Annotated in this window: 17 protein-coding genes and 1 pseudogene; 4 read left to right on the forward strand and 14 right to left on the reverse strand. The window is 67.9% G+C overall.

Going from position 1 to position 26,296, the window contains the following annotated elements:
- The 3 genes and pseudogenes from QZ613_RS08275 to QZ613_RS08285 form a co-directional block, all read right to left on the reverse strand.
- Nucleotides 1–382: pseudogene (locus tag QZ613_RS08275) on the reverse strand (DDE-type integrase/transposase/recombinase); the annotation flags it as partial.
- 72 nt (nucleotides 383–454) lie between these two features.
- Nucleotides 455–1,393 carry an AEC family transporter gene (locus QZ613_RS08280; RefSeq protein WP_291868828.1) on the reverse strand — a complete coding sequence of 313 codons (939 nt, stop codon included), beginning with the start codon at nucleotides 1,391–1,393 and terminating at the stop codon, nucleotides 455–457.
- Between the two features lie 31 nt (nucleotides 1,394–1,424).
- Entirely contained in the window at nucleotides 1,425–2,252 is an 828-nt protein-coding gene (locus tag QZ613_RS08285) for a crotonase/enoyl-CoA hydratase family protein (protein WP_291868802.1), read from the reverse strand.
- A gap of 182 nt (nucleotides 2,253–2,434) precedes the next feature.
- On the opposite strand from QZ613_RS08285, the gene QZ613_RS08290 reads away from it, so the two are divergent.
- Both QZ613_RS08290 and QZ613_RS08295 read left to right on the forward strand, forming a co-directional pair.
- On the forward strand, nucleotides 2,435–3,130 hold the full coding sequence (locus QZ613_RS08290; RefSeq protein ID WP_291868805.1) for an RluA family pseudouridine synthase: 696 nt from the start codon (nucleotides 2,435–2,437) through the stop codon (nucleotides 3,128–3,130).
- A gap of 131 nt (nucleotides 3,131–3,261) precedes the next feature.
- Nucleotides 3,262–4,422, forward strand: a complete 1,161-nt coding sequence (locus QZ613_RS08295) for an NnrS family protein (RefSeq protein ID WP_291868808.1) — start codon at nucleotides 3,262–3,264, stop codon at nucleotides 4,420–4,422.
- Nucleotides 4,423–4,457: 35 nt separating this feature from the next.
- Here QZ613_RS08295 and QZ613_RS08300 read toward each other — a convergent pair whose 3' ends face one another.
- From QZ613_RS08300 to QZ613_RS08310, 3 genes are all read right to left on the reverse strand, one after another.
- Nucleotides 4,458–5,633: an MFS transporter gene (locus QZ613_RS08300; protein ID WP_291868811.1), complete on the reverse strand. Its 1,176-nt coding sequence runs from the start codon at nucleotides 5,631–5,633 to the stop codon at nucleotides 4,458–4,460.
- A gap of 170 nt (nucleotides 5,634–5,803) precedes the next feature.
- Nucleotides 5,804–6,016 carry a DUF3820 family protein gene (locus QZ613_RS08305; RefSeq protein WP_043567673.1) on the reverse strand — a complete coding sequence of 71 codons (213 nt, stop codon included), beginning with the start codon at nucleotides 6,014–6,016 and terminating at the stop codon, nucleotides 5,804–5,806.
- Nucleotides 6,017–6,023: 7 nt separating this feature from the next.
- On the reverse strand, nucleotides 6,024–7,553 hold the full coding sequence (locus QZ613_RS08310) for an aminoacyl-histidine dipeptidase (protein ID WP_291903912.1): 1,530 nt from the start codon (nucleotides 7,551–7,553) through the stop codon (nucleotides 6,024–6,026).
- 188 nt (nucleotides 7,554–7,741) lie between these two features.
- Between QZ613_RS08310 and QZ613_RS08315 the strand changes: the two genes are divergently transcribed.
- Complete coding sequence (locus tag QZ613_RS08315) at nucleotides 7,742–8,422, forward strand: alpha/beta fold hydrolase (protein ID WP_291903911.1); 681 nt, start codon at nucleotides 7,742–7,744, stop codon at nucleotides 8,420–8,422.
- Complete coding sequence (locus tag QZ613_RS08320) at nucleotides 8,403–9,530, forward strand: aminopeptidase (RefSeq protein WP_291903910.1); 1,128 nt, start codon at nucleotides 8,403–8,405, stop codon at nucleotides 9,528–9,530. Before QZ613_RS08315 ends, QZ613_RS08320 begins: the two co-directional genes overlap by 20 nt.
- A gap of 423 nt (nucleotides 9,531–9,953) precedes the next feature.
- Here QZ613_RS08320 and QZ613_RS08325 read toward each other — a convergent pair whose 3' ends face one another.
- The 8 genes from QZ613_RS08325 to recC all read right to left on the reverse strand — a co-directional run bounded on the left by QZ613_RS08325 (nucleotide 9,954) and on the right by recC (nucleotide 26,294).
- Nucleotides 9,954–10,715: an ABC transporter permease gene (locus QZ613_RS08325; RefSeq protein ID WP_291863775.1), complete on the reverse strand. Its 762-nt coding sequence runs from the start codon at nucleotides 10,713–10,715 to the stop codon at nucleotides 9,954–9,956.
- Nucleotides 10,712–11,638: an ABC transporter ATP-binding protein gene (locus QZ613_RS08330; protein ID WP_291903909.1), complete on the reverse strand. Its 927-nt coding sequence runs from the start codon at nucleotides 11,636–11,638 to the stop codon at nucleotides 10,712–10,714. The genes QZ613_RS08325 and QZ613_RS08330 overlap by 4 nt, the downstream gene beginning before the upstream one ends.
- A 69-nt stretch (nucleotides 11,639–11,707) precedes the next feature.
- Nucleotides 11,708–11,941 (reverse strand): DUF2789 domain-containing protein, encoded by a 234-nt coding sequence (locus tag QZ613_RS08335; RefSeq protein ID WP_043567684.1) that lies wholly within the window; start codon nucleotides 11,939–11,941, stop codon nucleotides 11,708–11,710.
- A 467-nt stretch (nucleotides 11,942–12,408) separates the two neighbouring features.
- Complete coding sequence (locus QZ613_RS08340) at nucleotides 12,409–14,262, reverse strand: chloride channel protein (protein WP_291863781.1); 1,854 nt, start codon at nucleotides 14,260–14,262, stop codon at nucleotides 12,409–12,411.
- Nucleotides 14,263–14,476: 214 nt separating this feature from the next.
- Nucleotides 14,477–17,047: a DUF6600 domain-containing protein gene (locus QZ613_RS08345; RefSeq protein ID WP_291982003.1), complete on the reverse strand. Its 2,571-nt coding sequence runs from the start codon at nucleotides 17,045–17,047 to the stop codon at nucleotides 14,477–14,479.
- A 276-nt stretch (nucleotides 17,048–17,323) separates the two neighbouring features.
- Nucleotides 17,324–19,465, reverse strand: a complete 2,142-nt coding sequence (gene recD / locus QZ613_RS08350; protein ID WP_291922856.1) for an exodeoxyribonuclease V subunit alpha — start codon at nucleotides 19,463–19,465, stop codon at nucleotides 17,324–17,326.
- Nucleotides 19,462–23,328: an exodeoxyribonuclease V subunit beta gene (gene recB, locus QZ613_RS08355; protein WP_291982005.1), complete on the reverse strand. Its 3,867-nt coding sequence runs from the start codon at nucleotides 23,326–23,328 to the stop codon at nucleotides 19,462–19,464. Before recB ends, recD begins: the two co-directional genes overlap by 4 nt.
- A complete protein-coding gene (recC, locus tag QZ613_RS08360) occupies nucleotides 23,325–26,294 on the reverse strand; it encodes an exodeoxyribonuclease V subunit gamma (RefSeq protein WP_291982007.1) in 2,970 nt (989 codons plus the stop codon). The genes recB and recC overlap by 4 nt, the downstream gene beginning before the upstream one ends.
- Nucleotides 26,295–26,296 lie beyond the last annotated feature (2 nt).

The raw sequence follows: 26,296 nt of genomic DNA on the forward strand, positions 1-26,296 counted from the left end.
TCAAGTTTTTTCGGACACCGGGATGGGTTGTCTTTCTGCCACTTGCTGTTCATAGATATTCGCCGGCAGGTAACCGAGTCTCGAGTGCAGACGGGCGCTGTTGCAGAAGCCGACGATGTAACCGGTCACGTCGCGGGAGGCTTCGGCATGGTTGGCGCTGGGTAATGGCCATCTGCAAGTCTGTACAGACCCGTTCGGCAGGGCTGTGGGGGGCCATCGCCCAGCCCACGATCTTGCGCGAGAACAGGTCCATCACGGCGGCCAGATACAACCAGCCGCTCCCCGTGCGGAGCTAGGTGATGTCCGAAACCCTGGCGGCATTGGCCTTGCCCGGGTCGAACTGCCGCTTGAGCAGGTTGTCGGCGATCGGAAGGGCATGACGGCCAATGAACTCGCCATCACCAACGAGGCACTCACGCCCAACGCGAACCCTGCGGAATATCGGCACGGGCTCTCAGCGGCCGGTCAGCGTCATCAGCAGCGGTGTGCTCAAGGCCGCGAGAAGCGTCGACAACACCAGGCTGCTGGCCACCGGCCCTTCGAGGGTGTTGAACTGGCGCGACATCAAATAGACGTTCGCGCCGACGGCCAGCGAAGCGAGCAGAACGACCACCTGCGTCTCCATCGCCGGCAGGCCGATCAGCAACGCCAGCGCCCAGACCACCAGCGGCTGCACGATCAACTTCAGGAAACAGATGGCAACGCTGATTTGCCAGCCGGTGCGCACGCCGTACTCGGCCAGCCCCATGCCGAGAACGATCAGCGCCAGTGGCGCCGCCGCCTGCGCCAGCATGCCCAGTGGCTGCGCGATCAGAGCCGGCAGCGGCCAGCCGCCAAGACCGAACAGCGCTCCCGAAAGGATGCCGGCGACGATCGGATTGGTCAGCACGCCACGCGCCGTCCTGGCAAAGCCGCGCGCCGAGAAGTTGCCATGCTGCGCCCACTCGACCGACACGCTGACCAGGGTCCACAGGATCAAGGCGTTGAACACCAGCACCAGGGCCACCGACGGAACCGCCGCCTCGCCGAGTGCGACCTTGGCCAGCGGCAGGCCGAGCAGGACGTTGTTCGAGAACACGCCACCCAGCGCGAACACCGACTGCCCGACTCCGTCGAGCGCAAACAGCCACCAGCCAAGCAGACGGCCGATCGCAAAGACAATCAGGCAGCCGCCGAAGAAAGCGACCAGCAGGCGCGCGTCGACCGCTGGCAGCTTCGAGAAGTCGCTCATCATGCGGAACAGCATCGCCGGCAGAGCCACCGAGAACACGAAACGCGAGAGGTTCTCGGACATTGCCTTCGGCCAGCCGCAACCGCGCATCAGCAGGTAGCCGACCAGCACGAGAACGAACAGCGGTGCGGCCAGCCCGACATGATGCGCAAAGGTGTTCACGACGCTCACTGCGGCTGTCCGTGCAGGCGCCTCAATCGCTGAAGGTGGGCGGCCGTTTCTCGCGCATGGCGGTCATCGCTTCCTCGAGATCGCTCGAAGTCAGCATCGACGCGTTCCAGGTCGCCACGTAGTTCAGGCCGTCGGCGACCGAATGATCACGCCCGTAGTTGAGCATCTCCTTGCTGCCGCGTATCGCCAGCGGCGACTTCGCGGCGATCGTCCGGGCGATCTCGCGAACGCCGTCGAGCAGCGTCTCCGGGGTCTCGAAAAGCTGATTGATCAAGCCGATGAGCTTGGCCTCGAAGCCATCGACCTTGCGCCCGGTATAGGCCATCTCGCGCGCGATGCCGTCCGCGACGAGGCGCGGCAGGCGCTGCAGCGTGCCGACGTCGGCGGTCATTCCGACGTCGATTTCACGCACTGCAAAGTGCACGTCAGCGGCCGCGTAGCGCATGTCGCAACAGCTCACCAGGTCGATCGCACCGCCGATGCAGGCGCCGTGGATCGCCGCCAGCACCGGCTTGCGACAACGCTCGATGGTTGACAGGCAATCCTGCAGATCGAGGATCACGCGGCGTAGCGCTTCGCGTCCGCGCGCCGGGTCGCGATGCGCTACGCGCTCGGCGACACCGGCGAGCATCGCCAGGTCGATGCCGGCGCAGAAGTTCCGGCCGGCACCACTGAGCATCACCACCCGCACCTCATCGTGTTCGTCGGCCCAGGAGAAGGCCATGCGCAGCTCCTGCCACATGGCCTGGTTGATGGCGTTCGACCGCTCCGGACGATTCAGGGTGATCTCGGCAAGGCCCTCGTTCAGTACGATGGCCATCGTCGTCAACTCTGGAATGGCAGTGCTCAAGCTCTTCTCCTGGAAGTGATTTGTCATTGGCGGAAGCCCGTCCCGATCGGCTGCCGGCAGCGCGTCGCAGCGCCCGTGCAGTGTAATGGATTTGCCGGCTCTCGCCGCGACCGGCCAATTGGCGCGACAATTGGCCGCTTTCGGCAAATTCCATCAGTGCCTTTCCCCCACTCCGCTCGCGCATGAACGCCGTCAAAACCGCATTCCCCACCATCCCCGCCATCCCTGCCAGCGCCGATCCGCTCCGCGGCACGCCGGAAATCCTCTATCGCGACGCGGCGCTGCTGGTGGTCGACAAGCCAGCCGGCCTGCTCACCGTACCCGGTCGCGGCGAAGACAAGCAGGATTGCCTGAGCGCGCGCCTGCAGGCCGAATTCGCCGACGCGCTGATCGTGCACCGGCTCGACATGCACACCTCCGGGGTGGTGGTACTGGCACGCGGCAAGGAGATGCAGCGGCGGCTGAGCAGCCAGTTCGCCAATCGCCAGGTCGAAAAACGCTATGTGGCGGTCGTCGCCGGCGAACTGCTCGTCGCCAGCGGCGAAATCGACCTGCCACTGAGTGCCGACTGGCCCCGGCGACCGCGGCAGAAAGTCGACCCGCTCGCCGGCAAGCCCTCGCTCACCCGCTACCGGGTGCTCGCGCACGACCCGACCGCCAATCGCTCGCGCCTGCTGCTCATTCCCCTGACCGGGCGTACGCACCAGTTGCGCGTGCACCTGCTGGCCATCGGCCACCCGATCATCGGTGACGCGCTCTACGGCGGCACCGACCTCGCGCCCGAGGACACGCGGCTCCTGCTGCACGCCGAAACGCTGGCCTTTGCCCACCCCGAGAGCAGGCAGCCGCTGCAGTTTTTCTGCCCGGCGCCGTTCTAGATCAAAGCCAGCCACTGGCCACTACGCGAAAATCAGCCCCTGCCAACCCGACGACGCAACAACGCACCAGCGCGCTCGCGCGCTCGCGCGTCGCGCCTCTCCCGCGAACCCCTCATCGAGGCCTCCGGACCATGCGATTTTCCGAACAAGCTCTCTGGCTGGTCGGTTTCAGACCTTTCTTTGCCCTCGCCTGCCTGTCGGGACTTGCCCTGCCGGTTCTCTGGGCACTGTTCTTCGCGGGGACCCTGACCGCGCCGCCGGCACCTTTCTCGCCCGTCCAGTGGCACGCGCATGAAATGTTCTTCGGCTTCGGCTGGGCGGTGATGGGCGGCTTCCTGCTCACGTCGACCAAGAACTGGGTAAAGATTCGCGGCTACCATGGCATGGCGTTGATCCTGCTGGTCGGCGCGTGGCTGCTTGAACGCGCCGGAATGTGGTACGCCGGCGCACTGCCGCCACTCGCCTTCCGCCTCGCCAGCAATCTCTTTCTGGCGTCGATCGTCGCCATGCTGCTGTGGTCGCTGATCCGCCACCGCGAGAGTGATTCCTTCCGCGACAACTACTTCTTCCTGATCATCCTGCCGCTCTTCCTGGTCGCCAAGAACCTGCTGCTCAGCGAAGCGCATTTTCAGGCGGGCGCGAGCATGACCGTGGCGCTTTTCCGGGTCGCGTTTCTGGTCATGCTCGAAAGGACGCTGACCCAGTTCATGAAAAACGCCATGCACGCCGAAATCCTGCGCAACGTGGTCCTCGACACGGGCATCAAGATGCTCGCCGTGCTGCTGGTCTTTGCCAGCCTGCTGCCGGCACCCGTCGCGGGGTGGACCGGCCTCCTGCTGGCGCTGCTGCTGCTCGTCCGCTTCGCGTTCTGGAAGCCGCAGCTGGCGCTGCGCCGGCTGGACATCGGCATCATGTATCTCGGCTACCTGGCCATCGTCGCGCAGCTGCTGCTCGACTTCGTCGCGCAGGTCGCGCAGCCGGCGTGGGTCGGCTCGCTGCCGATGCACGTCTTCACCTTCGGCGCCATGGGCCTGATCATTCCGGCGATGCTGATCCGCATCGCCAACGGTCACACCGGCAGAAAAGTGGTTTTCGACGGTCTCGACAAGGCCGTGCTGTGGATCATGATCGCCGGCTTCGTGCTCCGCAACGTCATCCCGCAAATCGACCCGGCCGGCTACCTGCGCTGGATCGAGCTCGCCGCAGCGTGCTGGTTCTGCAGCTTCGCCATCCTCGCCTGGCGTTATATCCCGTACCTGCTACAGCCGCGCGTCGACGGCAGGGAACACTGATGGCCGCGAGTGCAGCAAGCGCCGCGACCCGCCGCCTAACGCATGCGCCGCACGATAAGCGCGACCACACACCACAAGGCCACCGGCAACCAGTCGAGCACCTGGGCACCCACCGCGGCAGCACCACCAGACGCCGCCAGCCCGATACGTGAAAACGCCGCCACCGCCAGAGTCGCCATCAAGGCGCCGGTATGGCGCCCGGTGTGCAGCGGATGGCCGCTCTCGGCAGCCAGACCGATCGCAGCACAGAGGATGGCGGCCCAGAAAATCCCGGCCGCAAACTGGCTCAACAGCAAGGCCTCCAGCGAAACGGCAAGCACCGTTCCGGTCAGCGCCAGGGCGCCCAGCGCGCACGCCCCCTGCAGAACCTGCAGCACGCCACGCGCCCGCACCAGGCGGCCAGCGCCGAGCAGACCAAAGCTGAAGCCGATCCAGAAGACCGGCAGCAACCAGGGCAGCAGCGCCGGGTCCGCCAGCCGCTTGTACTGCGCCGCCGAGTTGATCAGCGAATGCACCTGCTGGCCAATGGCGAGGAGCAGGGCGAGCAGCAGCAGGAAGGCCCACGAGCCTTTCGCCCGGCCGCCCGCTGTCTGCGGCACGGTTCCGGCGGCCGGCGCCACGGCAGCCGGCAAGCGCCGCTCGACATGAACCAGCGCCAGCGCCGAAGCCGCCACGGCGAGTGCGCTGAGCAGGAAAGGCAGCGCCGGGTCGACCCCCTTGAGGACGATTGCCAGGTAAGGCGCGAGCGCCGACGCCACCGCCAGCCCGAGCAACTGGATGCCAGCCAGGCGCGGCAGCGTCGCCCGCCCGGCGTAGCGCGAAAGCAATACGTACGGCGGTGCCCGCAAGGCCGACGACGTCGCCACCCAGACGCCGATGGCCAACAGGAACAGAGCCGGCGTCGCTGCCAGCCACGGCATCAGCAGCATCGCCAGCGCCGAAACCGCCGAGAGCAGCACCAGCATCGGCCCGATCATGCGCAGCGCCGCGCGCGCCCGATCGACGGCGACCCCCATCCACCAGTCGGCCAGGGCGAAGATCAACTGGTCGGCGGCAATGATCCACGGCAGGTAGCGCCTGTCGATGCCACCGCGCGCCAGCAGTTCGGGAAGAAAGATGACGTACACCACCCAGCTCAGCGCGAAGAAGAACTCCACCCCGGCCAGCAACCAGGCAGCGCGGGTATCGCCAAGGGGAGATGAGGCAGTCATGGCCGCAATCGTGGCATGAAATCCCATGCAGCGAAACGTCGTTTTCTATCCCCGGACCCTGCCCGCCCGCATGCGCAGCTCCGCACCACGAAGCCGGCGAACGACGGGCGGCGATGAACGTGCGCCGCGACAGATCCGGAAGCGCAGGCGCGCTCCACCGCCCCGCCGCCTCACCGCTGGCGCAGCGGCGCGAGCAGTCCGGAGAGGCCGTTGTGGTCGAGTTCGTGCATCAGCGCCAGGAGCTGGCCGAGCTTGCCCGGCGGAAACCCTTCGCGCGCGAACCAGTTCAGATAGTTGCCCGGCAGGTCGGCAATCAGACGGCCCTTGTACCTGCCGTAGGGCATGCTCCAGGTCACCAGCCGTTGCAGATCGTCCGCCTCCATCGGCGCGTCAGCTCGTTCCCTCAGCCGCGTGCGCCAGAGGCGGTTCGGCGCTCGCGCCGCCTTCACCGACAGCGGCCAGAATCGCCGTCAGGAGTTGCCACGCGCGTCCTACGGAAGCGATCTCGACGCGCTCGCCGGGCGCGTGTGCGCCGCGGATCGTCGGCCCGAAGGAGACCATGTCCAGGCCCGGATAGCGGGCGGCGATGAGGCCGCACTCGAGTCCGGCGTGGATCACCTGGACGCTCGATTCGGCGCCGAACTTCCGCCGGTAGACCGACTGGCAAAGCGCCAGCAGCGGCGAAGCGGGATTCGGGGCCCAGCCCGGATAGTGGCCGGCCTGCTCGGCGACCGTTCCCGACAACGCAAAGAGCGCGCCGATCTCGTCGGCGAGCGCCTTGCTGCCGCTGTCGACGAGTGAGCGAACCATGAAGTTGCAGAAGCCACCGCTCGGCGTGATCCCGACCATACCAAGGTTGTTCGACGTCTCGACCACCCCAGCAACGCTCAGACTATGGCGGCGCACGCCGTGCGGTGCAGCAGACAGCGACGCCAGCCAGATGAACTGATCGTCGACGGACATCAGCTCGTCGACCGAGGCCGGCACGAGATCGATGTGCAGCGCCCCATCGACGCCCGGCAATTCCTCGCGCAGCGACGACTGCCACGACGCCAGGCGAGCCGCCAGAGCGTCAACGCTCCCCGACGGCACGGCCAGCGTCGCCGACGCCTCCCTCGGTAGCGCATTTCGCGCCGAGCCGCCGCTCAGTTGCGCCAGACGAAGCGGCAGCTGGCTCTCCAGATCACGCAGCACGCGGACCAGCAATTTGATCGCGTTGCCGCGCTGCTCGTGAATGTCGATGCCCGAATGTCCGCCGCACAAGCCGCGCAGATCGACGCGCCAGGCCGACAGATCGCCCGGGACGGGTTCCGCGCGACCCTCGCGATGCACGTTGACGTCCAGACCTCCCGCGCACCCCAGGTAGAACTCGCCCCACTCCTCGGTATCGAGGTTGAGCAACAGCCGACCCTGCAGCAAGCCGCGCTGCAGACCGTGCGCGCCGCCCATGCCGGCTTCCTCGTCGACCGTCAGCAAGGCTTCAAGCGGACCATGCCGCAGCGAGTCGTCGTCGAGCGCGGCCAGGATCAGGGCCACTCCGATGCCGTTGTCGGCGCCGAGCGTCGTCTCCTCGGCGAGCAACCAGCCGTCGCGCGCCAGCGGCCGAATGGGATCGCACGAAAAGTCATGCGCGGTGCCCGCGTTCTTCTCGCAGACCATGTCCAGATGCGCCTGCAGAATGACGCCGGGCGCATCGTCCATGCCGCTGCTGGCGACCTTGCAAAGCAGGAGATTTCCCGCCGCATCGACCGTCGCCGACAGTCCCCTGGCCAGCGCCCAGCGCCGAATCTCGTCGCGCAAGCGCCCTTCCGCCTTGGATTGGCGTGGAATGCGGCAAAGCGTCGCGAAATGCGCCCAGACGGCTGCCGGTTCGAGCGTGGAAAGGACGGGGTCGATACCTGCTTGTCGCGTGTTATTCATGGGCGATGCGTGCGGAGTGACGATGGATGATCCAAGGCGTGCACGATACCCGCTACCCGCCCGCGCTTCCATACCCCCGACTCCGGCATGCAATGCCCGCTCGCGGCGGGCGCCATACTCGCTGCGCAACGACGCGGCGCCGACGAAGCCGTAGAATTGACGGCAGCAACGCCCTACAGGAGCAGGCATTGGACGACAGCACGCCGTCTCGACATCGACACCCGAAGCCCGCCGTCATCCTGGTGCACGGCCTGTGGACGCCGGCGGCCGTTTTCGCGCTGCACAGCCACTGGCTGCAGCGCCGTGGTTACCGACCGCGGCGTTTCGGCTACCCCAGCGTGCGCGCCACGCTGGCGCAGAATGCGCAGGCGCTCAAGGCCTTTATCGAGGCGACGGGCGCCAGCGACATCCATCTCGTCGGCCACAGCATGGGCGGGCTGATCATCCTCGACCTGCTGGCCCAGTCCGTCGATCCACGTCTGCGCCGGGCGATCCTTCTCGGCACGCCCTGCCTAGACAGCCACTGCGCACGACGGCTGGCCAGGGTCGCGGGACTGTCGACGCTGCTCGGCCGCTCGATCATGGAATGGTTGTCGCGTCCGGCGCCGACAAGAACCTTGCTCGCGTCAGCGCCACCGGTCGGCGTGCTCGCCGGCACGCGCAGCTTCGGCCTCGGCCGCGTCGTCCCCGGCTTGCCGCATCCCAACGACGGCGTCGTGGCCGTGGCGGAAACGCGCTTGCCCGGCGCCGCCGATTTCATCGCCCTCCCCGTCGCCCACTCGCAAATGCTCGCCTCACCTGCGTGTGCGGCGCAAATCGTAGCCTTCCTCGAGACGGGTCACTTTCGCCATGATCAAGAGCCGGCTTAGGGACTCGCTCGTGCTGCTGCTGGCGGCCCTGCTGAGCGGCTGCAGCAACGCCGGCTACTACGCACAGGCGATCGGCGGGCACCTCGCCGTAATGCGCGCCGCCACGCCCATCGACAGGCTGATGAGCGATCCGGCCAGCGATCCGCGGCTGAAGAGCAAGCTGCACGAGGTGCAGGCGATACGCGACTTCGCCAGCCGCGATCTGGCCCTGCCGGACAACGGCAGCTATCGTGCCTACGCCGACCTCGGCAGACCCTACGTGGTGTGGAACGTATTCGCAGCGCCCGAACTGTCGCTGAAAGCCAGGAACTGGTGCCTGCTGATGGTCGGCTGCGTGAGCTACCGCGGCTACTACGACCAGCGCGACGCCGAGGCGCTCGCCGCCGAGCTGCGCGAGCAGGGTTACGACACCTACGTCGCTGGCGTCCCCGCCTATTCCACGCTCGGCTATTTCGACGACCCGGTGCTCAACACTTTCCTGCGCTTCGGTACGCCGGAAGTGGCGCGCATCGTCTTTCACGAACTGGCCCACCAGGTGGTCTTCGTGAACGACGATTCGCTGTTCAACGAGTCCTTCGCCACGGCGCTGGAAAACGAAGGCATGCGGCGCTGGCTGGCGAGCAACGCCGCACCCGGGCAGCGCGCCATCTTCGAGACGCAGCGCCTGCGCAAGGCCGGCTTTGCGGCCTTGATGCACGCCTATCGCGACAGGTTTCGCGCGCTCTACGACAACGACCGGGCCGACGGCGCCGGCCCGGCCGCTGCGCAACGCGACGCCAAGGCCGCCCTGTTCGCCGCCCTGCGCAGCGATTACGCCGAACTGAAGGCGAGCTGGGACGGCTACGCCGGTTACGACGCGTTCTTTGGCGACGACCTGAACAACGCCAAACTGGCATCGCTCGCGCTCTACAACGAGCTGGTGCCGGCGTTCGAAGCCCTGCTCGCCCGACTGGATTACGACCTGCCGCAGTTCTACCGCAGCGTCTCCCAGCTCGCTGCGCTGGACAAGGACGCCCGGCGCCAGGCGCTGACCCGGCTCATGCCGGCCGCAGAGGAGAACCGGCAGGCGCAAGGCAGCGTGGCGCTCGGTGCCGCGGAGGTCCGTTGACACCTGCCGGGATTGCGGACGCCGCAGAAAGCTTCGTCGTCGCCACCGCCACCCACAGGCAGCCGGCTGGTGTCGTGTTGCCCGCAGCAGGAAACCCAAGAATGCCGGCGACGACAGGGTTTCAAGCGGCTGTCCGGCGGGCTGAACGTCGCGGCGAAAATGACGCGCCACGGCCGCCCGCACGTCATTGCGAGGAGGCGCAGCCGACGTGGCAATCCAGAGGTCTTGTTTTTCGCCTGGCTGGTGTGACGGACAAGGAGTCAGAGACTGGAACTGGATTGCCGCGTCGGCTGCGCCTCCTCGCAATGACGGTGCCTGGGGAATGGTTGCACGGTCTTGGTGACGTGGGCAGCACCAGCGACGCCACGGGTTTCACCTTGCCGTCAGGGGCGCTGAAATTCCCATCAACAATCCAGCACTGCACTAGCTCTTCAGCCGATACCCGGTCTTGAAGATCCACGCCACGACGGCCAGAAACACCGCCAGGAACAATAGCGTCATGACCAGGCTGACGCCGACACCGACGTCGGCGACGTCGTAGAAGCTCCAGCGGAAACCGCTGACCAGATAGACCACCGGGTTGAACAGGGTGATCGTCTGCCAGACCGGCGGCAGCATGTTGATCGAGTAGAAGCTGCCGCCGAGGAAAGTCAGCGGGGTGATGATCAGCAGCGGCACGAGCTGCAGTTTCTCGAAATTGTCGGCCCAGATGCCGATGATGAAACCGAAGAGGCTGAAAGTCACCGCCGTCAGGACCAGGAAAAGCAGCATCCAGAGCGGATGCGCGACCTGCAGCGGGACGAAAAGGCCCGCCGTGGCCAGGATGATCAGCCCGAGGATGATCGACTTGGTCGCCGCGGCGCCGACATAGGCAGCCGCGATTTCGATGTACGAGATCGGTGCCGACAGCAGCTCGTAGATCGTTCCGGTGAACTTCGGGAAGTAGATGCCGAACGAGGCGTTGGCAACGCTCTGCGTCAACAGCGACAACATGATCAGCCCGGGCACGATGAAAGCGCCATAGCTGATGCCCTCGATCTCGTCGATGCGCGAGCCGATCGCCGCGCCGAAGACGACAAAGTACAGGGACGTCGAAATCACCGGCGAAATGACGCTCTGCAACAGCGTGCGGCGCGTACGCGCCATCTCGAAGAGGTAAATCGCGCGCATCGCATGCCAGTTCATTTCTCTTCCTTCACCAGGCTGACGAAGATATCTTCGAGCGAACTTTGCGTGGTGTGCAGGTCCTTGAAAACGATGGCCGCGTCGTTGAGCTCCTTGAGCAGCGCGACGATGCCGGTTCGCTCGCCCTGCGCGTCGAAGGTATAGATCAGCTCGTTGCCATCGCTCGCCAGTTCGAGTTGATAGGCGGCCAGCGCAGGCGGGATGTGCTCCAGGGCGGTCTGCAGTTGCAGCGTCATCTGCTTCTTGCCGAGCTTGCGCATCAGCTCGGCCTTGTCGTCAACGAGAATGATCTCGCCCTTGCTGATCACCCCGATGCGGTCGGCCATCTCTTCGGCCTCGTCGATGTAATGCGTGGTCAGAATGATGGTCACCCCGGTGGCCTGCAGCGAGCGCACCAGTTGCCACATGTCGCGGCGCAGGTTGACGTCAACGCCGGCGGTCGGCTCGTCGAGGAAGAGAATCTCCGGCTCGTGCGACAGCGCCTTGGCAATCAGCAGGCGACGCTTCATGCCGCCCGAAAGCGTGATGATCTTGCTGTCCTTCTTGTTCCACAGCGAAAGCTCGCGGAGGATCTTTTCGATGTAGGCGGGATTCGCCGCCTTGCCGAACAGGCCACGGCTGAACGACACCGTCGCCCACACCGACTCGAAGGCATCGGTGGTCAGTTCCTGCGGCACCAGACCGATCATCGCGCGGGCAGCACGGTAGTCGGCGACGATGTCGTGGCCATCGACCCGAACGCTGCCTTCGCTGGCCTTGACGATCCCGCAGATGATGCTGATCAGCGTCGTTTTTCCCGCGCCGTTGGGGCCCAGCAACGCAAATATCTCGCCACGGCGAATGTCCAGATTGATGCGCTTTAACGCCTGGAAGCGCGAGTCGTAGGTCTTCGAGAGTTCGGATACGGAGAGGATGTTGTGCATCGGTGCGACCATAACAGATAGCGGCGATTCAGCCAAAAACGCCGCCGCGGGCGCATGGCGAGGAAGGAACTACTTGCTGAGCAGCAAAGCCAGGGTGTCGACCAGCTCCGCCCAGTCGGCGTCATCGCTCATTTCCTCGGCCAGAAACTGCGCCTGGCTCGGCGTCCAGAACGACGCATCGGCGACACGAACCCCTGGCGGCAGCGGCCGATGACGGGCGATGAAGTCCTCGATGCTCGCCGCGTCATCCGGCAAGCCGAGTTGGCGGAACAAATCGCTCAGCGTGTGAATCGCGTTTTCCATGATCATTCTCCTCGTAGTCAGAACGTCGCAGGCGCTGCGGAAGGCTCCGACCCTTGCGCCTACCCCTGGCTGGCTGCGCCATGATCGTCCAATACGCCAGCCGCTGGACCGGAGCGTCTCGGCATCATCGCGCCATTGGGCGATTTGAACAACCACGGCGACTGTTGCCGTCGTGACGGGGCTGTAAAAAAGCGTGAAGGCCGCGGGTAATCCAGCGCCCATCCCCCACCCAACGTCATTGCGAGGAGGCGCAGCCGACGCGGCAATCCACTTCGACCTTCGCACGACTTTCCCGCCCCATCGACGGCGCGAAGCGCAGAGCCTCAGTGCAACGCTATCCTTGCCACTGCGAAAATCAAAGTCGGCGTCCGCAGCGACGTTCGGCCTGCTCGCCTACTTCCCGGGTCTGCGCCGTCGCCGCGGCTCGCCCTGGCGCTACTGCATGGGCAAGTTGCTTGCGGTGACTGTCACTCGGGATAGACTTGTATGCTCTCGGCAACGGAATCGGCAACGTGTTCCTTGGTGATCACGCCCAGCACGCCGGCCGGTCGCGGCACGCGGCCCTGGACCACCAGGGCCATCAGGGCGCGCTTGCGCGAAAGGCGGCGGATGACCGCAAGGCCGGTGTCGTCTTCGCGGACAACGGTAAAATTGCGGTGAGCGACGTCGCCGAGAGTGATGCCCGCGTGCGTGTGCGCCAGGCCGCGCCTCAGCCCGGCGTTGATGCGCAGCACTCCCTGGATGCGATTGCCGCGCGTCACGACGACGTGCAACATCCTCCCGTGGTGTTCGGGCTTGCGGAGGAAATCCTCGAAGTCGGTCGCGGCGGGCGCGACGACAAAAGCCCGGTCCATGAGGTCGCGTGCTCGCCGCACCAGAAAGATGTTGGCATGCAAGGCCTTGGGAACCGGGTGTCCCCGGCGCACCAGCTTGAGCGTGTAGATGCTCTCCGGCGAGACCAGGCGGCGCACGCCGACGCTGAGGGCGACGGCCAGGATCATGGGCATAACGATGGAATAGTCGCGCGTCATCTCGAAGATCATGGTCACGGCGGTCATCACTGCGCCGGTTGCGCCACCGACCATGGCGCCCATCCCGACCATGGCGAATGACCCGACGCTGATCGGCACCGGCAGGTGCAGCGCGGCCATGACCGTCGCAAACGCCCCGCCTATGGTTGCCCCCATGAACAACGAAGGCGAGAAGACTCCGCCGGAGGAGCCCGAGCCGAGGCTGAGCGAGGTGGCGACCAGCTTGCAGACGAACAACACGGCCAGCAGCTGGAAGGCACCGAGTTGTCCTCCGAGTATCGCCTGTATGGTCGCGTAGCCGACGCCCTCGACGTAGTAGTGACCGAGCGTCTCGTGCAGAACATAGAAGAGCACGCCGACCAGCAGCATTCCCAAGGTGTGGCGCAGGTAGCGATGCCTGATCCGATCGAAGACGTCCTCCATCAGGTGCAGGCCGCGGACAAACCCGGCCGCGGCCAGGCCGGTGATCACGCCGAGCAGCGCGAAAAGACACAGGCTGATAACCGCCGACGCGTTGACCTCCAGCGGTGCCAGCGCAGGCACGGCAAACGCCGGCTGCTGGCCGAAAAAGAACTGGCCAACGAAGGTTGCGGTTCCGGTCGCCAGCGCCACCGGCAGGAAGCTCTGCACGCTGACTTCGGGCAACAGCAGTTCAATGGCAAAAAGGACGCCGCCGATCGGCGTATTGAAGGTCGCGGCGATGCCTGCGGCCGCGCCGGCGGCAACGAGGATGATGCGCTCTGCCGACACGACCCGGACGAGTTGCCCCAGCGACGAGCCGAGCGCCGAGCCGATCTGAATGATCGGCCCTTCGCGCCCGACGGCCGCACCACTGCCAATGGCAACCGCCGACGCCAGCGATTTCACAACCGCGACGACGGGCCGAATTTCGCCATCCTTGTAGTGGATGGCGTCAATCACCTCCGGGACGCCGTGCCCGCGCGCTTCGGGGGCGAATCTTTCCACCAGAAAGGTAACGACCAAGGCGCCGAGAACCGGCACCAGAATGACGAACGGCCCCCAGGGACTTGCCGGCGTGAACTCATTGGCGTCGTAGGCGACGTTTGCCTGGCCCAGGAACAGCAGGTTGTGGATGAAACCGATGAGGTCGCGAAACACGACCGCGCCAAAGCCGGTCACCACGCCGATCACCACCGCCAGCACGCACAGGAGCACCGTCCCGACACGCCGCCGAGGCTGTTCCGACTGCGCTGGAGTCGGCGTCGGCAGGTCCCTGCAAACGCCCTCGGCAAGGGGGGCGGCGTCGATTCGCGTGGGTATTCCCGGCATGACAGATAGCCCCCCAAGACTGTAACGAGATTCCTGCATCGCGCCCGCGCTCATCGCCCTTTTCCAGCCGACCGCCGCGGAAACTGCCGAGGGGGCCAAAGCGATGACCTGCACATGCCCGCGCGTCGGCACGTCAGAACGCGTGGGTCACCGCCATTATCGTCGAGATCCGGGCGGCGCCGCGAGGTTCCACAATCCCCACATTCCCTACCCGTCAGCCGTCCGGCCCGCGCGGCCCCTGCTCGCCCCGCCCACCGCCGCGCTCCTCGCGTTGCCCACCGCCGCGCTCCTCGCGTTGCCCACCGCCGCGCTCGTCGCGCTGCCCACCCGCCTCGCGACGGCGATCAGACCGCGACTGGCGTTCATCAGGCGACGGCGCGCTGGCTCCTCCGGGAGGAGCCGCCGGGCGCTGCGGCATCGCCGCGGGCGGCGCAGCGGCTGGCGCGTCTGGTCGCTTCTGCCGGGCGAACGCTTCGTCTTGACGCGAAGCCTCATCGGCTCGACGCGGCTCGCCACGCGCGCCAAACCTTTCCATACCCGGTGCTTGCGGTTGCGGTTGCGGTTGTTGCCGTTGCACTTGCACTTGCGGCTGCGGCTGCGCTTGCGGCTGCGGCTGCGGCTGCGGCTGCGGCTGCGGTTGCGCCAGTGCAGGCGGCGCGGTCACGGCGGGCCGCTCGGGAAACCGCGAAGGTAGCGGCGACGCCGCCGGGGCCTGTGTTGACGGAGCGGGTGGCATGGCGCGTTCTTCGGGTCTTCCCGACGCGGCGCCGCTGAGCGGCCGCTCAACTGCCGTGACCGGTCGCTCAGCACCCTGCGCTCCGCGACCTGCAGCCGCCGTTGGCAAGCGATCAGGCCGCTCTGCCGTGCCTGCCGGGCCGGCCGACGCGGGTGACGGCGTCGGTGCACCGACCTGACTGGCTGCCGGTGCGTTGAGCCCCCTGCCCTGGCTTGCCGGCAGCGGCGGCGCGGCGGCGGCTGGCGCAACCGGTACCGCCGATGACCCGGCATCGACGGGCGTGGCGACGCCCGACGCGGGGCTCTGGCGCCGCTGCTCGCCGCGCCCGCCCCACTGTTCGTTGCGCGGACCGCGCCCCGCTTCCCGCTCGAGTCGCGCACGCTCCGCGGCCGGCGCGACTTCGGGTCGCTGCCCGGCAGCAGGCAGCGACGAGGGAGATCCGGCCGCTGGCACTGCGTCCAGCGGCCGTGCCGGAGCACCCGCCGGCGCGGGTGCGGGTGCGGGTGCGGGTGCGGGTGCCGGTGCGGGTGCCGGCGCGGGCTGCGGCTGGCCGATTGCCACGCCTGCCGGACTCGCCGCCGGAGGCTGCTGCGGCGGCCCGGCGCGCCCGCCCATAGGCGCATCGCCTCTCGCCGCTGTGGCATCGCGCTCACGCCCCCGCTCACGGACCTCCTCCGCGAACGGCCGACGCCCTTCGCGGCCACGCCCGACTCCTGCCGGCGGCGCCGCAACCGGTGCCTGCGCCTGCACCGACCGAGCACCAAGCGGCCTGCCGTCGCGCGGCAGCAGCGCAGCACGATCGATCGGCCGCTGCTCGGCGACGACGTCGGCCGGAACCATGGTCACCGCCCGCGACATTTGCCGATGCGCGTACGGCATGCGCTCGACCGCCGCCTGCGGATTGCTGGTGATCGTCGTGATGTTGTTGATCTGCGTGACATGGGTGACGTTGACCTGGCGGACGTAGTTTGCGCTGGAGCGGTAGGGCGGCACATAGACTTCGCGGGGCGCGAGGGGGAACCAGCCGACGGCGGGGCGCGCGCCGACCTGTACCGAGACGCCGACGCCGGGCGACCCGACCCAGGCGACCAGCGCCGGCGCGTACACCGGGCGCGCGACACGCGTGCCGGGAACCCAGCCCCAGGCGCCGCCGTAGAACACCCAGCGACCGTAGTGGAACGGAGCGAAACCCCAGGGCTCGTCGCCGACCCAGGTCCAGCCCCAGGGGGCGACCCACACCCAGCGACCGTTGCGATAGGGGGCCCAGTCGGCGGCGACCGCTTGCGGGAACCAGACGGCACCGTACTCGGCGCTGTCGTACCAGCGCCCATGCGCGTCGAGATCGGCAGCGCCGGTCATTTCGGGAGACACGTAGCGGTCGTACGCGGCACGGGCGAGCCGCGGCTCGCGCGCGCCACTCCAGGCGAGGAATTCGTCTTCCACCGGCGCCGCGACCTGGTAGGGCGTCCTGCCGTCGTTCGCCAGCCGGATACGCTGGCCGGCGCGCAGATCGAGCCGGCGGTCGCTGCCTGCGAAGCGCAGGCTGCCGTCATAAACAGTGGCCGCGGTGGCCGCGGGCTCGACATCGAAACGATAGCTGCCCGCTGCGAGAAAGCTGAAGCTGCCGTCGTAGCTGCTCAGCTCGAAATCGGCGGCCGCGTCCGCTGAGCGAAGGCGAAGCAGGACGCTGCCCGCGAGCAGGCGCAGGCGAACGCGCTGATCGTCGACGGTAACGAACTCCACGATGCTGCTCGAATCAAGCTGCACGGAAGTCGACCCGAGCTGGATTTCGCTGCGTGCGCCGGCCGCGGTAGACAGAGTATCGCCACTGGAAACGGGCCAGTTGAGCAAGGCCCTGGTCGATTCGCCACTGTCCGCGCGGTGCAGATGAACCGAGCCCGACAACCAGGCGATACGCCCGACACGGCCTGCGGGGTCGGCCGACACCGGCGCCGCCAGGAGCAGCGAGAGCAGCACGAAAAACACGAGAAGCGCGCGGCGCAGGGCCGGGAGCAGGCGGTGGCACGACGGGGCAAGCGGCAGGGACATGGCTTAGGGTCTCGAAAAAGGCTCGCCATCGACAAGGACGAATGGGCAAGGATGGGCACTTAACGCGCGAGAAGGCGCTTGGCCGGACAGGCGAGACAGTCTGTTACACGATTCCCTGCCGTGACTCGCGTGGCAGCGCTTGCAGGTGGCGCTTGCAGGTGGCCTTTTTCTGCCTGCGACCGGCATGGCGGGGCGGCTTGCCGCCAAGCTTGTCGGCGCCCTTCCTGCGACCGTCAAACCCGCCCTGCCGAATTGTTGAGCCCCCCCGCGGCGCCGTCACTCCGCCATCAGCCCGCTCGCGCGCAGCACCTGCCTCTGTGCCGCTTCTTCGAGCAGCCTCCCGCTGCCCGCCATGGCCACGGTCAGGAAGGCGCGGGCGCGGGTAATGCCGGTGTACAGCAGCTCGCGGGTCAGGATCGGGCTCAGCGTTTCGGGCAGGAGCAGCGCGGCGTGGGTGAATTCCGAACCCTGCGACTTGTGGACGGTGAGCGCGTAGGCCGTTTCCACGGCTTGCAGCCGGCTCGGCAGCACCCACTTGATGCCCTGGCTGGCGTCGCCGGCGGGGAAAGCGACGCGCAGAATCCACTCCTCATCGCCGGCGCCGGCGATGGGCAAGGCCAGGGTGATGCCGATATCGCCATTCATCAGCCCCAGGCCGTAGTCGTTGCGGGTAATCAGCACCGGGCGGCCAAGGTACCAACCATCGCTGGCCGGGAGCAGACCGACTTCGCGCAAGGCACGCGCGATGCGCTGGTTGAGGCCGGCGACGCCCCAGGGCCCGCGCCGCAGCGCGCACAGGACCTGGAACTCTCCGTGCGCTCGCAGCACCGCGCGCGCCCAGTTGTCGAAGGCGTCCTGGTCGCCGCCGGGCGCCGGCTGCTGCTCGCGCAGCACTTCGAGGTAATGACTATAGCCCTTGCGCTGCGGCAGCGGTGAAGCCGTCGCGGTGGGGTCGCGCTCGCGGTGACGATCGAGTGCGCTTGCGGCGGCCGTCGTCGCAACGCCGCCATCGATGATCAAGGACTTGAAGGCAGGCTCGTCGCCACCGACCAGCGGCAGCAGCGCCAGGTCCGCGTGCGCCTGCCGCCAGATCCCGCCGACCCTCGCCGTATCGCCGGCGTTCACCGCCTCGGCCAGTTGCCCGATGCCACTGCCTGCGGCAAAACGGTGGCTGCGTCGAAGCATGACCAGCGACTGGTCGAGCGCGCTGCCCGCGGCATCGACCAGCGCCGGCGCCACGCGTTCCCCGCAGGCCTGCTCGAGCCAGTCGCCGGTGGCCGGCGTGTAGTGGCCGTCGCGGGCGCGCTGGCACAACTCGCCGAGCACTGCGCCGGCCTCGACCGACGCCAGCTGGTCCTTGTCGCCGAGCAGGATCAAGCGCGCCGAGGTCGGCAGGGCGGCAAGGACGGCGGCCATCATTTCCAGGTCGACCATCGACGCCTCGTCGATCACCAGGACATCGAGCGCCAGCGGATTGCCGGCATGGTGACGAAAGCGGCGGCTGTCGGGACGGCTACCGAGCAGGCGATGCAGGGTGCTCACCGTCACCGGAATCGCCGCGCGCACCGCTTCGCCTTGCGGCAGGGCCGCAAGCGGCAGACGTGCAACGGCGTTGGCGATCGACTCGTTGAGGCGGGCGGCGGCCTTGCCGGTCGGCGCGGCCAGACGGATGCGCAAGGGTCGTGCCGCCGGCTCGGGCGATGGCGTGCTCAGCGCCAGAGCCTGCAGCAGCGCCAGCAAGCTGACCACGGTCGTCGTCTTGCCCGTACCCGGGCCGCCGGTGATGATGCTGAAGCCACTGCGCGCGGCGAGTGCGCAGGCGATCTTTTGCCAGTCGGCGACGGCGTCCGCAGGCGCAGCCACCGCCGCCGGAAAAAGCGCATCGAGCGTCCGGCGCAGCGCGGCGATCGGCAGCGCAAGCTGCAAACGTGTCGTCATCGCCAGGCGGCGCTCGATGGCGCCACGCACGTCCTGCTCGTATTGCCAGTAGCGGCGCAGATACAGGCGGGCGCCGACGCACACCAGCGGTGTGTTGCCTGCGCCGGCACCGACCAGCAGCGGCTGCGCGAGCGCCTGCTGCCACTGGCTCAGGGTCAAGCCGGCGAACACTTCGGCGGGCAACGCTGGCGGGTCGAGCGCGTCGACCGCGCTGCTTCCGGCGCCGGCCCCTTCGGGCGGCAGCGACAGGGCGAAAGCCGGTGCTTTCAGCGTCGCCTGCAGATCGAGACAGACGTGACCACGCCCAAGCTGATGGCTGGCGAGGGCGGCGGCGAGGATAAGAAATGGCGGCGCGTCGGGAACTTCACGCCACAGGAAATCGGCAAACGCGATATCGAGCCGGCGCAGCCATTGCCGCTCCGCCCAGCCGAGCAGCAACTCGTGCATCCGCTCGCGGGTGTCGAAGTCGCGCGCGCTCATGCCTGCCCTCCCCTGCGTGCACCGGCGCTGCGGCGCGCAAACAAGGCATCGAGCGCTTCGATCAAGGCGCGCGGCGGGCGCTCGCAATGCAAGCCCTGGCTGGGCGCATACACGCCACGCAGGAAAATGTAGACGGCCCCGCCGACGTGGCGCTCGTAGTCATAGTCGGCCAGGCGCGACTTGAGCAGGCGATGCAGCGCGAGCAGGTAGAGCACGTACTGCAGCTCGTAACGCGCGTGCAGGATCGCGGCGCGCATCGCTGCCGGCGTGTAGGCAGCATCGTCGGCACCCAGCCAGTTCGACTTGTAATCGGCAACGTAGTAGCGGCCCTGATGCTCGAAGACCAGGTCCATGAAACCCTTGAGCATGCCGTTCAGCTGCGCCGGCTGCAGCGCCGGACGCGCGGCGCCGTCAAGCGTGTGCCGGCAAACCAGGGCATCGATGCCGGTCGTGGGGACACTGTGCGCAGCCAGCCAGAACTCCATCTCGGCCATCAAGGCCTTGAGTTCGCACAAACGGATCGCGGTCTCCGGCGAGCCCGGCATGGCGGGCAACGGCAGCGGCGTACTCAGGAAGTGCTGCAGCCAGGAGGTCAGCGGCTCGATCCAGTGCACCCAGCCGCGAGCCTTGCAGCGACGCGCGATCATGTCGCGCTGCAGCGCCTGATTGCCGGCGTCCGTGGCGAAGCCCTGCCTGGCGACCGCTTCGAGCAGATCGTGCAGGAAAGTGCCCGCCTCGGCGCCGCGCGGGAAGTCGTGCAGCGCGCCACTGGCGGTCGCCGCCGCCACCGCCGCTGGCGCCCCCGCTTGCGCCACTTTCCGCGCGCCAGGCGGCGGCAGGAAGTCTGCTTCCGCCATCGCGTCCTTCGCCGCCAACGCCTCCTGGAAAACCGCTTCGTTCGGCGTCTCGGCAGCGCTCACGGCGGCCGCTCCAGCGCGCGCGCCCTCGCTTCTGAGCGCCGAATAGCTGGCGATCCACCAGTACTCGCCGGCAACGCGCCGCGACCGCCTTGCCGCGCCAGCAGCCGGCATCACCGCGCGCAGCGCGAAGCGCTCGCGGCCGGCTTCAGGCGCCGGTTCGACGACGATTTCCGGACAGCCATCGCGCCAGGTCTCCAGCGTCTGCGCCAGCGCGGCGGGTTCGATCGCCTGCCCGCCAGCGAACAAGGTGCCAATCGCGCTGCGCTGCAGCTCGTTCAAGGGCGCGATACCGAGCCAGGAGGCGTAGCGGGCACGGGTCAGCGCGACATAGAGCTTGCGCAGGTCCTCGCCGAGGCGCTCGCCGTCGGCGCGGTCGAGGATGTCGGGAGCGGCGGCGAGCGAGAGCTGCAGCTGGCCGTCTTCGTCGTGCCATTTCAACGGCAGATCGCTGCCCTTGGCCAGCCGATAGCTGGCGGCAAAGGGCACGAAGACCAGCGGGTATTCGAGCCCTTTGGATTTGTGCACGGTGACCACCTGCACCAGGTCGGCATCGCTTTCCAGGCGCAGTTGGCGCGCGTCGCCGCCACTGCTCGCCCCGTCCTGCTGTTGCTCGGCCAGATGGCGAATCAGCGCATGCTCGCCGTCGAGCAGCGTGCTCGCCTGCTGCAGCAATTCGGCGAGATGCAGCAGGTTGGTCAGGATGCGCTCGCCGTTGATCGCGCTGTTGCCATCGGTCGCCTCGTACACCTCCCCGGAGCCCTCGTCGCCCGCCCCACTCTGCCCGAGCAGCCGCGCCGGCAGCTGAAAATCGTTGAGCAGCCGGCGCAGCATCGGCAGCACGCCCTGGCGGCTCCAGCAATCGCGGTAGCCGCGAAACTGCAGCACGCGCGCCTCCCAGGCGAGCTCGTCATGTTGCAAGCGATCGAGTTCGGACCAGCTCAGGCCGAGCGTGGCCGTCGCCAGCGCGGCGCGCAGCAGGCGCGCGTCGTCGGGTTCGGCACAGGCGGCGAGCCAGTGCTGCAACTCGGCGGCCTGCGGACTCTGGAAGACCGAATCCCTGTCCGACAGATAGACGCTGCGCACGCCGCGTTGCGCCAGCGCGCCACGGATGGCATCGGCCTCGCTGCGGTTGTTGACCAGCACCGCCATGTCCGCCGGGCGCAGCCATTTCGACCCCGCCTGGCCCACAAAGCCGGCCTGCCCGGCCTGGCCGAGATTGAGCAGGCGCAGCATCTCGCTGGCGCAGGCGGCGCCCATCTGCTCGAGATAGTCGGCCTTGCTCAATGCCTTGCCGTCCGCGTTCGCCGGCAGCCACCAGGTGGTGAGTGCCGGCACAGGCTGGCCGGCGACCTGCCATTCGTCCTCGCGCCCCTTGGCCTCGGCGGCGATGAAGGGCACCGGATTGTCGTCTGCGCCGCGGAAGAGGAAAGCGCCGCCGCCCGTCGTGCGCGCCTCGGCGACGGCAAAGCAGTGGTTGGTCGCGGCGACCATGGCGCTGGTCGAGCGAAAATTCCTTTTCAGCGTATGCAAGCGATCCGCACACGCACGCCGGGCCGCCAGATAGGTGTGGATATCGGCGCCGCGGAAGGCATAGATCGCCTGCTTGGGGTCGCCGATCAGGATCAGCGCGGTCTCGGGAACGTTCAGCGCGACGCGATAGACGGCGTCGAAAATGCGGTACTGCACCGGGTCGGTGTCCTGGAACTCGTCGATCAGCGCCACCGGGAACTGGCGGCGGATGATCTCGGCGAGTCGCGCGCCGTTGGCGCCGCGCAAGGCCGCGTCGAGGCGGGTCAACAGGTCGTTGAAGCCCATCTGTGCGCGGCGCCCCTGCTCGACGGCAAAACGTTCGGCGACCCAGCGCGCGGCGTGGCAGAGCAGGTCTTCGCGCGCATTGGGGAGCGCAGCCAGCTGCGCCGCAAGCGCCGCGATGGCGTCGAGTGCCGGGTGTTGCGGCGGCTCGCCGAGCTTCCACGCTTCGGCCACACCGGCGGGCGTCAGGCGAGTCCAACCGGTCTTGAGGTCGGGCCGCAGCATCGACGGCTCGTCGCGCCAGTCGCCCAGCGCCTGCAGCCACGGCTTGTAGAAGCGCGCCTGCAGTTTGCGCCCATCGACGCTCTTCCCGGCAACGGAGCCATCGAGCAGCGTCTGCAGTTCATCGAGCCATTGCCGCCAGGGCGCCTTGAGCTCGGCCAGCCGCTGCCGCCTCGCGCCGAGGGCCTTGTCTACGGCCTCTGCCGGCTTGAGCGGCCGTTCATCGAGCCGGTCGGCGTAGTCGACGAGACTGCGGAGAGCACCCTGCAAGGCTTCCGGGCTCGACCACCATTGCCTTACCTCGGCCACCGCCTCGGCGTCCAGCGCAAGCATGAAGGTTCGCCAGTAGTCGCGCACGACCTCGGCGAGCAGCTCGCGCTGGTCGGTCTCCAGGGTCTGCGTGAACAGGCTGTCGCTGTCGAAAGCGTGTTCGCGCAGCATGCGGTTGCACCAGCTGTGAATCGTCGACACCGCGGCCTCGTCCATCGCCTCCGCGGCCAGTTGCAGTCTGCGGGCACAGGCCGGCCATTCTTCCGGCGGGTAGTCTGCGCGCAACGCGTGCAAAAGGTCCTGGCCGGCGGCGGGGCTGCCGACGCTGCCCGGATCGACGCGGAACGAGCCGGCCGCTTCGGCCAGCCGGTGGCGAATACGGTCGCGCAACTCCTGCGTCGCGGCTTCCGTAAAAGTAACGACGAGGATTTCGCCCGGAGTCAAGGCACGCGGGTAGGCATTCCCACCGCCATGGCCAAGCACCAGGCGAACGTACAACGCGGCGATGGTGAAAGTCTTGCCGGTGCCGGCGCTGGCCTCGATCAGGCGGCTGCCGCGCAACGGAAAACGCAGCGTGTCCAGCGGCGCCGGCATCAAAGTGCTGGCGGCGGCGGTTCCTCCCGGCGACGCCTGCTTCATGCCGCCTCTCCTGCCGCCTTGCCGGCTCTTCCCTTGTTGCTCGCCGGAATCGCGTCGAGGAGCGGCCGCAGGAGGCTGTCGGCGAGATCGGAGAACTGGCCGCTGGCCGTCAGCGCGGCGAAGTCGGGGTAGGCACGCCGCAGATAGGCGTCGGTCTCTACCTCGCCCGCTTGCTGGAAAGCGCCTTCGTAGGTCTTGCGGGCGGCATCGCCACCGCCCTTGAGGAAGTCGAAGCCCGTCCGCGCCGCCAGCGGCAAGGGTTCGCGCATTCCCCGTTGCCACGCCGCCAGCAGGGCGTTCAGATGCGACTCGGCCAGCCCCCGTTCGAGCGCCGGCAGCTCGACGTCGCCGACCTTGCTCAGCACCCTCGTCGTCAGCGGCCCGCCGGCAAGCTGCAGCGCCAGGTGCCGTACCCAGTGGCGGATCAGCCGGTCGCCCCGGTAATGGCCGTTCTTGACCAGCTCGCTGCTCTCCAGCACCACCCGGCCGCGCAACCCGGCGTCATCGATGCGGACATTGCCCAGCCAGTCGGCGATCTCCAGCACCTGCCCGTCGACGAGCGCCGCGAAGCGGATTTCTTCCTCGCCTTCGAGCGCCTGCGGCCAACACGCCAGCGCGGCCTGATAGCGCTCGAAGAGCGCGTCCATTGGCGCCAGCAGATCGTCGACCAGGGCCTCGCCGAAGCCGCCGCCGGGCAGATCGCCGCGGCGCGCCATGCTCGCCAGTCGCCCCTCGCGTGCGGCGACCAGGTCCTCGCCCTGCTCCACGGCGGTCGCCTGCGCGCCGATCAACTCGTCCTGCAGCTGCCAGCGGCCAAGGCCGTCGAGATCGAAGGGCTCCTGATCCTCGCTGGCCACGTCGTCACGCTCGAAGGAAACGCCGAGGCGCTGGCGAAAAAATGCCCGCACCGGTTGCTTCAGGAAATCGCCGAGATCCTGCAGCGTCAGCGGCTCGTCGCGCAGCAACGGCGGCAGCAGGCCGCCCGCATCGGGCCGGCTCTCGCCAGGGCGAGCGATCACGCTACTCACGCTACTCGTGCTGCTCGCACCACCCGGCCGCCACTCCTGCGCGTAGGTGAACAGCGCCGAGGCCTGTGCGTGCGACGAAAAATAGTCGGCACTGAAAGGCTGCAGTCGATGCTCGACGGTCAGCGCGTCGACCAGTGCCTCTCCGCCCGCGCTTTCGGCCCCGTTTTCGGCCAGCGTCCAGCCGGCGGCGAGGTGATCGCGCAACTGCCCGACCAGCACCGACGGCGGGCGCACGCTGTTGTCGTGGATGCTGCGGCCGACCCACGACAGGTGCAGGCATTCGCGCGCCGAAAACAGCGCTTCGAGGAACAGGTAGCGATCGTCCTCGCGCCGCGAACGGTCTCCCGGGCGATAGTCGTGGGCCATCAGGTCGAAATCCATCGGGATGCGGCTGCGCGGGTAGTCGCCGTCGTTCATGCCCAGCAGGCAGACGCGGCGGAAGGGAATGGCGCGCATCGGCATCAGCGTCGCGAAGGTGACGACACCGCCGAAGAAGCGTTGCGACAGGCCGCCCTCGTCGAGTCGGCTCAGCCAGTATTCGCCGACCACCGACAGGGGCAAGGCTTCGACCAGCGCCGCCTCGTCGCAGGCTTCCTGCCAGCGCTCCAGGGCGCTGTCGAGCTGCAGCAGGGTGTAGGCGTCGCCACTCTCGCCGCCGCCCCGGCCACCCCGGTCACCCACTCCGCCACTTTCGTCGCTGGCAAAGAAATCGGCCATCAGCCGACGCAGGCGCAGGCACCAGCCAGCGACCGTCGCCGGCTCGCGCAGCGCCCGCCAACTCGCCTCCAGCGTGTCGAGCAACTGCACCAGCGGGCCGAGCAGGGCGGCGTCGATACCGCCGATCTCGTCGTACGGCTCGATCTCCTGCCAGGCCGCAGCGTCGGCACCGACGGCGTAGCCGAGCAGCATGCGCCGCAAGCCGAACAGCCAGGTATTCGGCGCCGCGGCATCCGCCTGCCGCGGCAGGTCGAGGCTGGCGCGATGTTCGGCGTGCAGGCCCCAGCGGATATTGGCGCCGCGTATCCAGCGGTGCAGTTGCGGCAGGTCGTCTTCGGCGATGGCGAAGCGCCGGCGCAGCGCCGGCACGTCGAGCAGGTCGAGCAGGTCGCTGACCGCCAGCCGCGACTGTGGCAGGTCGAGCAGTTTCTCCAGCGCATTGAGCAGCGGGTCGAAATGACGCCGGCCCTGGTCGGCGACGCTGAACGGCAGGTAGCGCGGATCGCTGGCGTCGAGCAGACCGAAAACCGCCTGGATATGCGGCGCATAGCTGTCGATATCCGGGACCATGACGATGATGTCGCGCGGGCGCAGGCTGGCGTCGGCATTGCACGCGGCGAGCAGCTGATCGTGGAGAATCTCGACCTCGCGCTGCGGGCTGTGCGCGACGTGGAAGCGGATCGACGCGTCGCGCGCCGGATCGACCGGCGGCCAGAGATCGATGCTCTCCTGCAGCGGGCGCAACTCGAGGATGTCGTCCTGCAGTTGCTGCAGCAGCGTCCTGCCGCCGAAGGCCTTGAAGAGATCGATGCGTTGCTCGATGGCCGCGAACTGCGCCAGCGCACGCTGGCGTGCGTGCGCATCGTCGTGCTCGTCGAGCAGGCCGATGAAATCGCGGCCCTGCTTGCCCCAGGCGGCAAGCAGCGGCTGCGCGTGCAGGTGCAGCAGTTCCTCGGAGATCTCCCTCGGCGCACCCTGCCGCCGCTGCTGACGCGCCTGCGCGCTGCGCAGCAGGTCGCGGTCGGCGACGATGTCCGCCCAATAGTGCTGGCAGGGGTTGTGCACGCACATCAGCACCTGCGTCCACCGCCCGAGCACCGCCAGCACTTCCAGCGACTGCCGCGGCAGGCTGGAAATGCCGAAGACCATCACCCGTCCGCGGCAAGCCGGGCGGCGCCTCGCCCGCCGGCCAGTTCCCGGCGCAAGCGAGAAAAGCGTCATGC

This window comes from Candidatus Accumulibacter sp. ACC005, from assembly GCF_907163215.1.
GTDB lineage: Bacteria > Pseudomonadota > Gammaproteobacteria > Burkholderiales > Rhodocyclaceae > Accumulibacter > Accumulibacter regalis.

Coding starts and splice junctions, on each gene's coding strand:
- QZ613_RS08290 (WP_291868805.1), top strand. CDS start 2,435: ATGAACGCCGTCAAAACCGCATTCCCCACCATCCCCGCCATCCCTGCC.
- QZ613_RS08295 (WP_291868808.1), top strand. CDS start 3,262: ATGCGATTTTCCGAACAAGCTCTCTGGCTGGTCGGTTTCAGACCTTTC.
- QZ613_RS08300 (WP_291868811.1), bottom strand. CDS start 5,633: ATGACTGCCTCATCTCCCCTTGGCGATACCCGCGCTGCCTGGTTGCTG.
- QZ613_RS08305 (WP_043567673.1), bottom strand. CDS start 6,016: ATGGAGGCGGACGATCTGCAACGGCTGGTGACCTGGAGCATGCCCTAC.
- QZ613_RS08310 (WP_291903912.1), bottom strand. CDS start 7,553: ATGAATAACACGCGACAAGCAGGTATCGACCCCGTCCTTTCCACGCTC.
- QZ613_RS08320 (WP_291903910.1), top strand. CDS start 8,403: ATGATCAAGAGCCGGCTTAGGGACTCGCTCGTGCTGCTGCTGGCGGCC.
- QZ613_RS08325 (WP_291863775.1), bottom strand. CDS start 10,715: ATGAACTGGCATGCGATGCGCGCGATTTACCTCTTCGAGATGGCGCGT.
- QZ613_RS08330 (WP_291903909.1), bottom strand. CDS start 11,638: ATGCACAACATCCTCTCCGTATCCGAACTCTCGAAGACCTACGACTCG.
- QZ613_RS08335 (WP_043567684.1), bottom strand. CDS start 11,941: ATGGAAAACGCGATTCACACGCTGAGCGATTTGTTCCGCCAACTCGGC.
- QZ613_RS08340 (WP_291863781.1), bottom strand. CDS start 14,262: ATGCCGGGAATACCCACGCGAATCGACGCCGCCCCCCTTGCCGAGGGC.
- QZ613_RS08345 (WP_291982003.1), bottom strand. CDS start 17,047: ATGTCCCTGCCGCTTGCCCCGTCGTGCCACCGCCTGCTCCCGGCCCTG.
- recD (WP_291922856.1), bottom strand. CDS start 19,465: ATGAGCGCGCGCGACTTCGACACCCGCGAGCGGATGCACGAGTTGCTG.
- recB (WP_291982005.1), bottom strand. CDS start 23,328: ATGAAGCAGGCGTCGCCGGGAGGAACCGCCGCCGCCAGCACTTTGATG.
- recC (WP_291982007.1), bottom strand. CDS start 26,294: ATGACGCTTTTCTCGCTTGCGCCGGGAACTGGCCGGCGGGCGAGGCGC.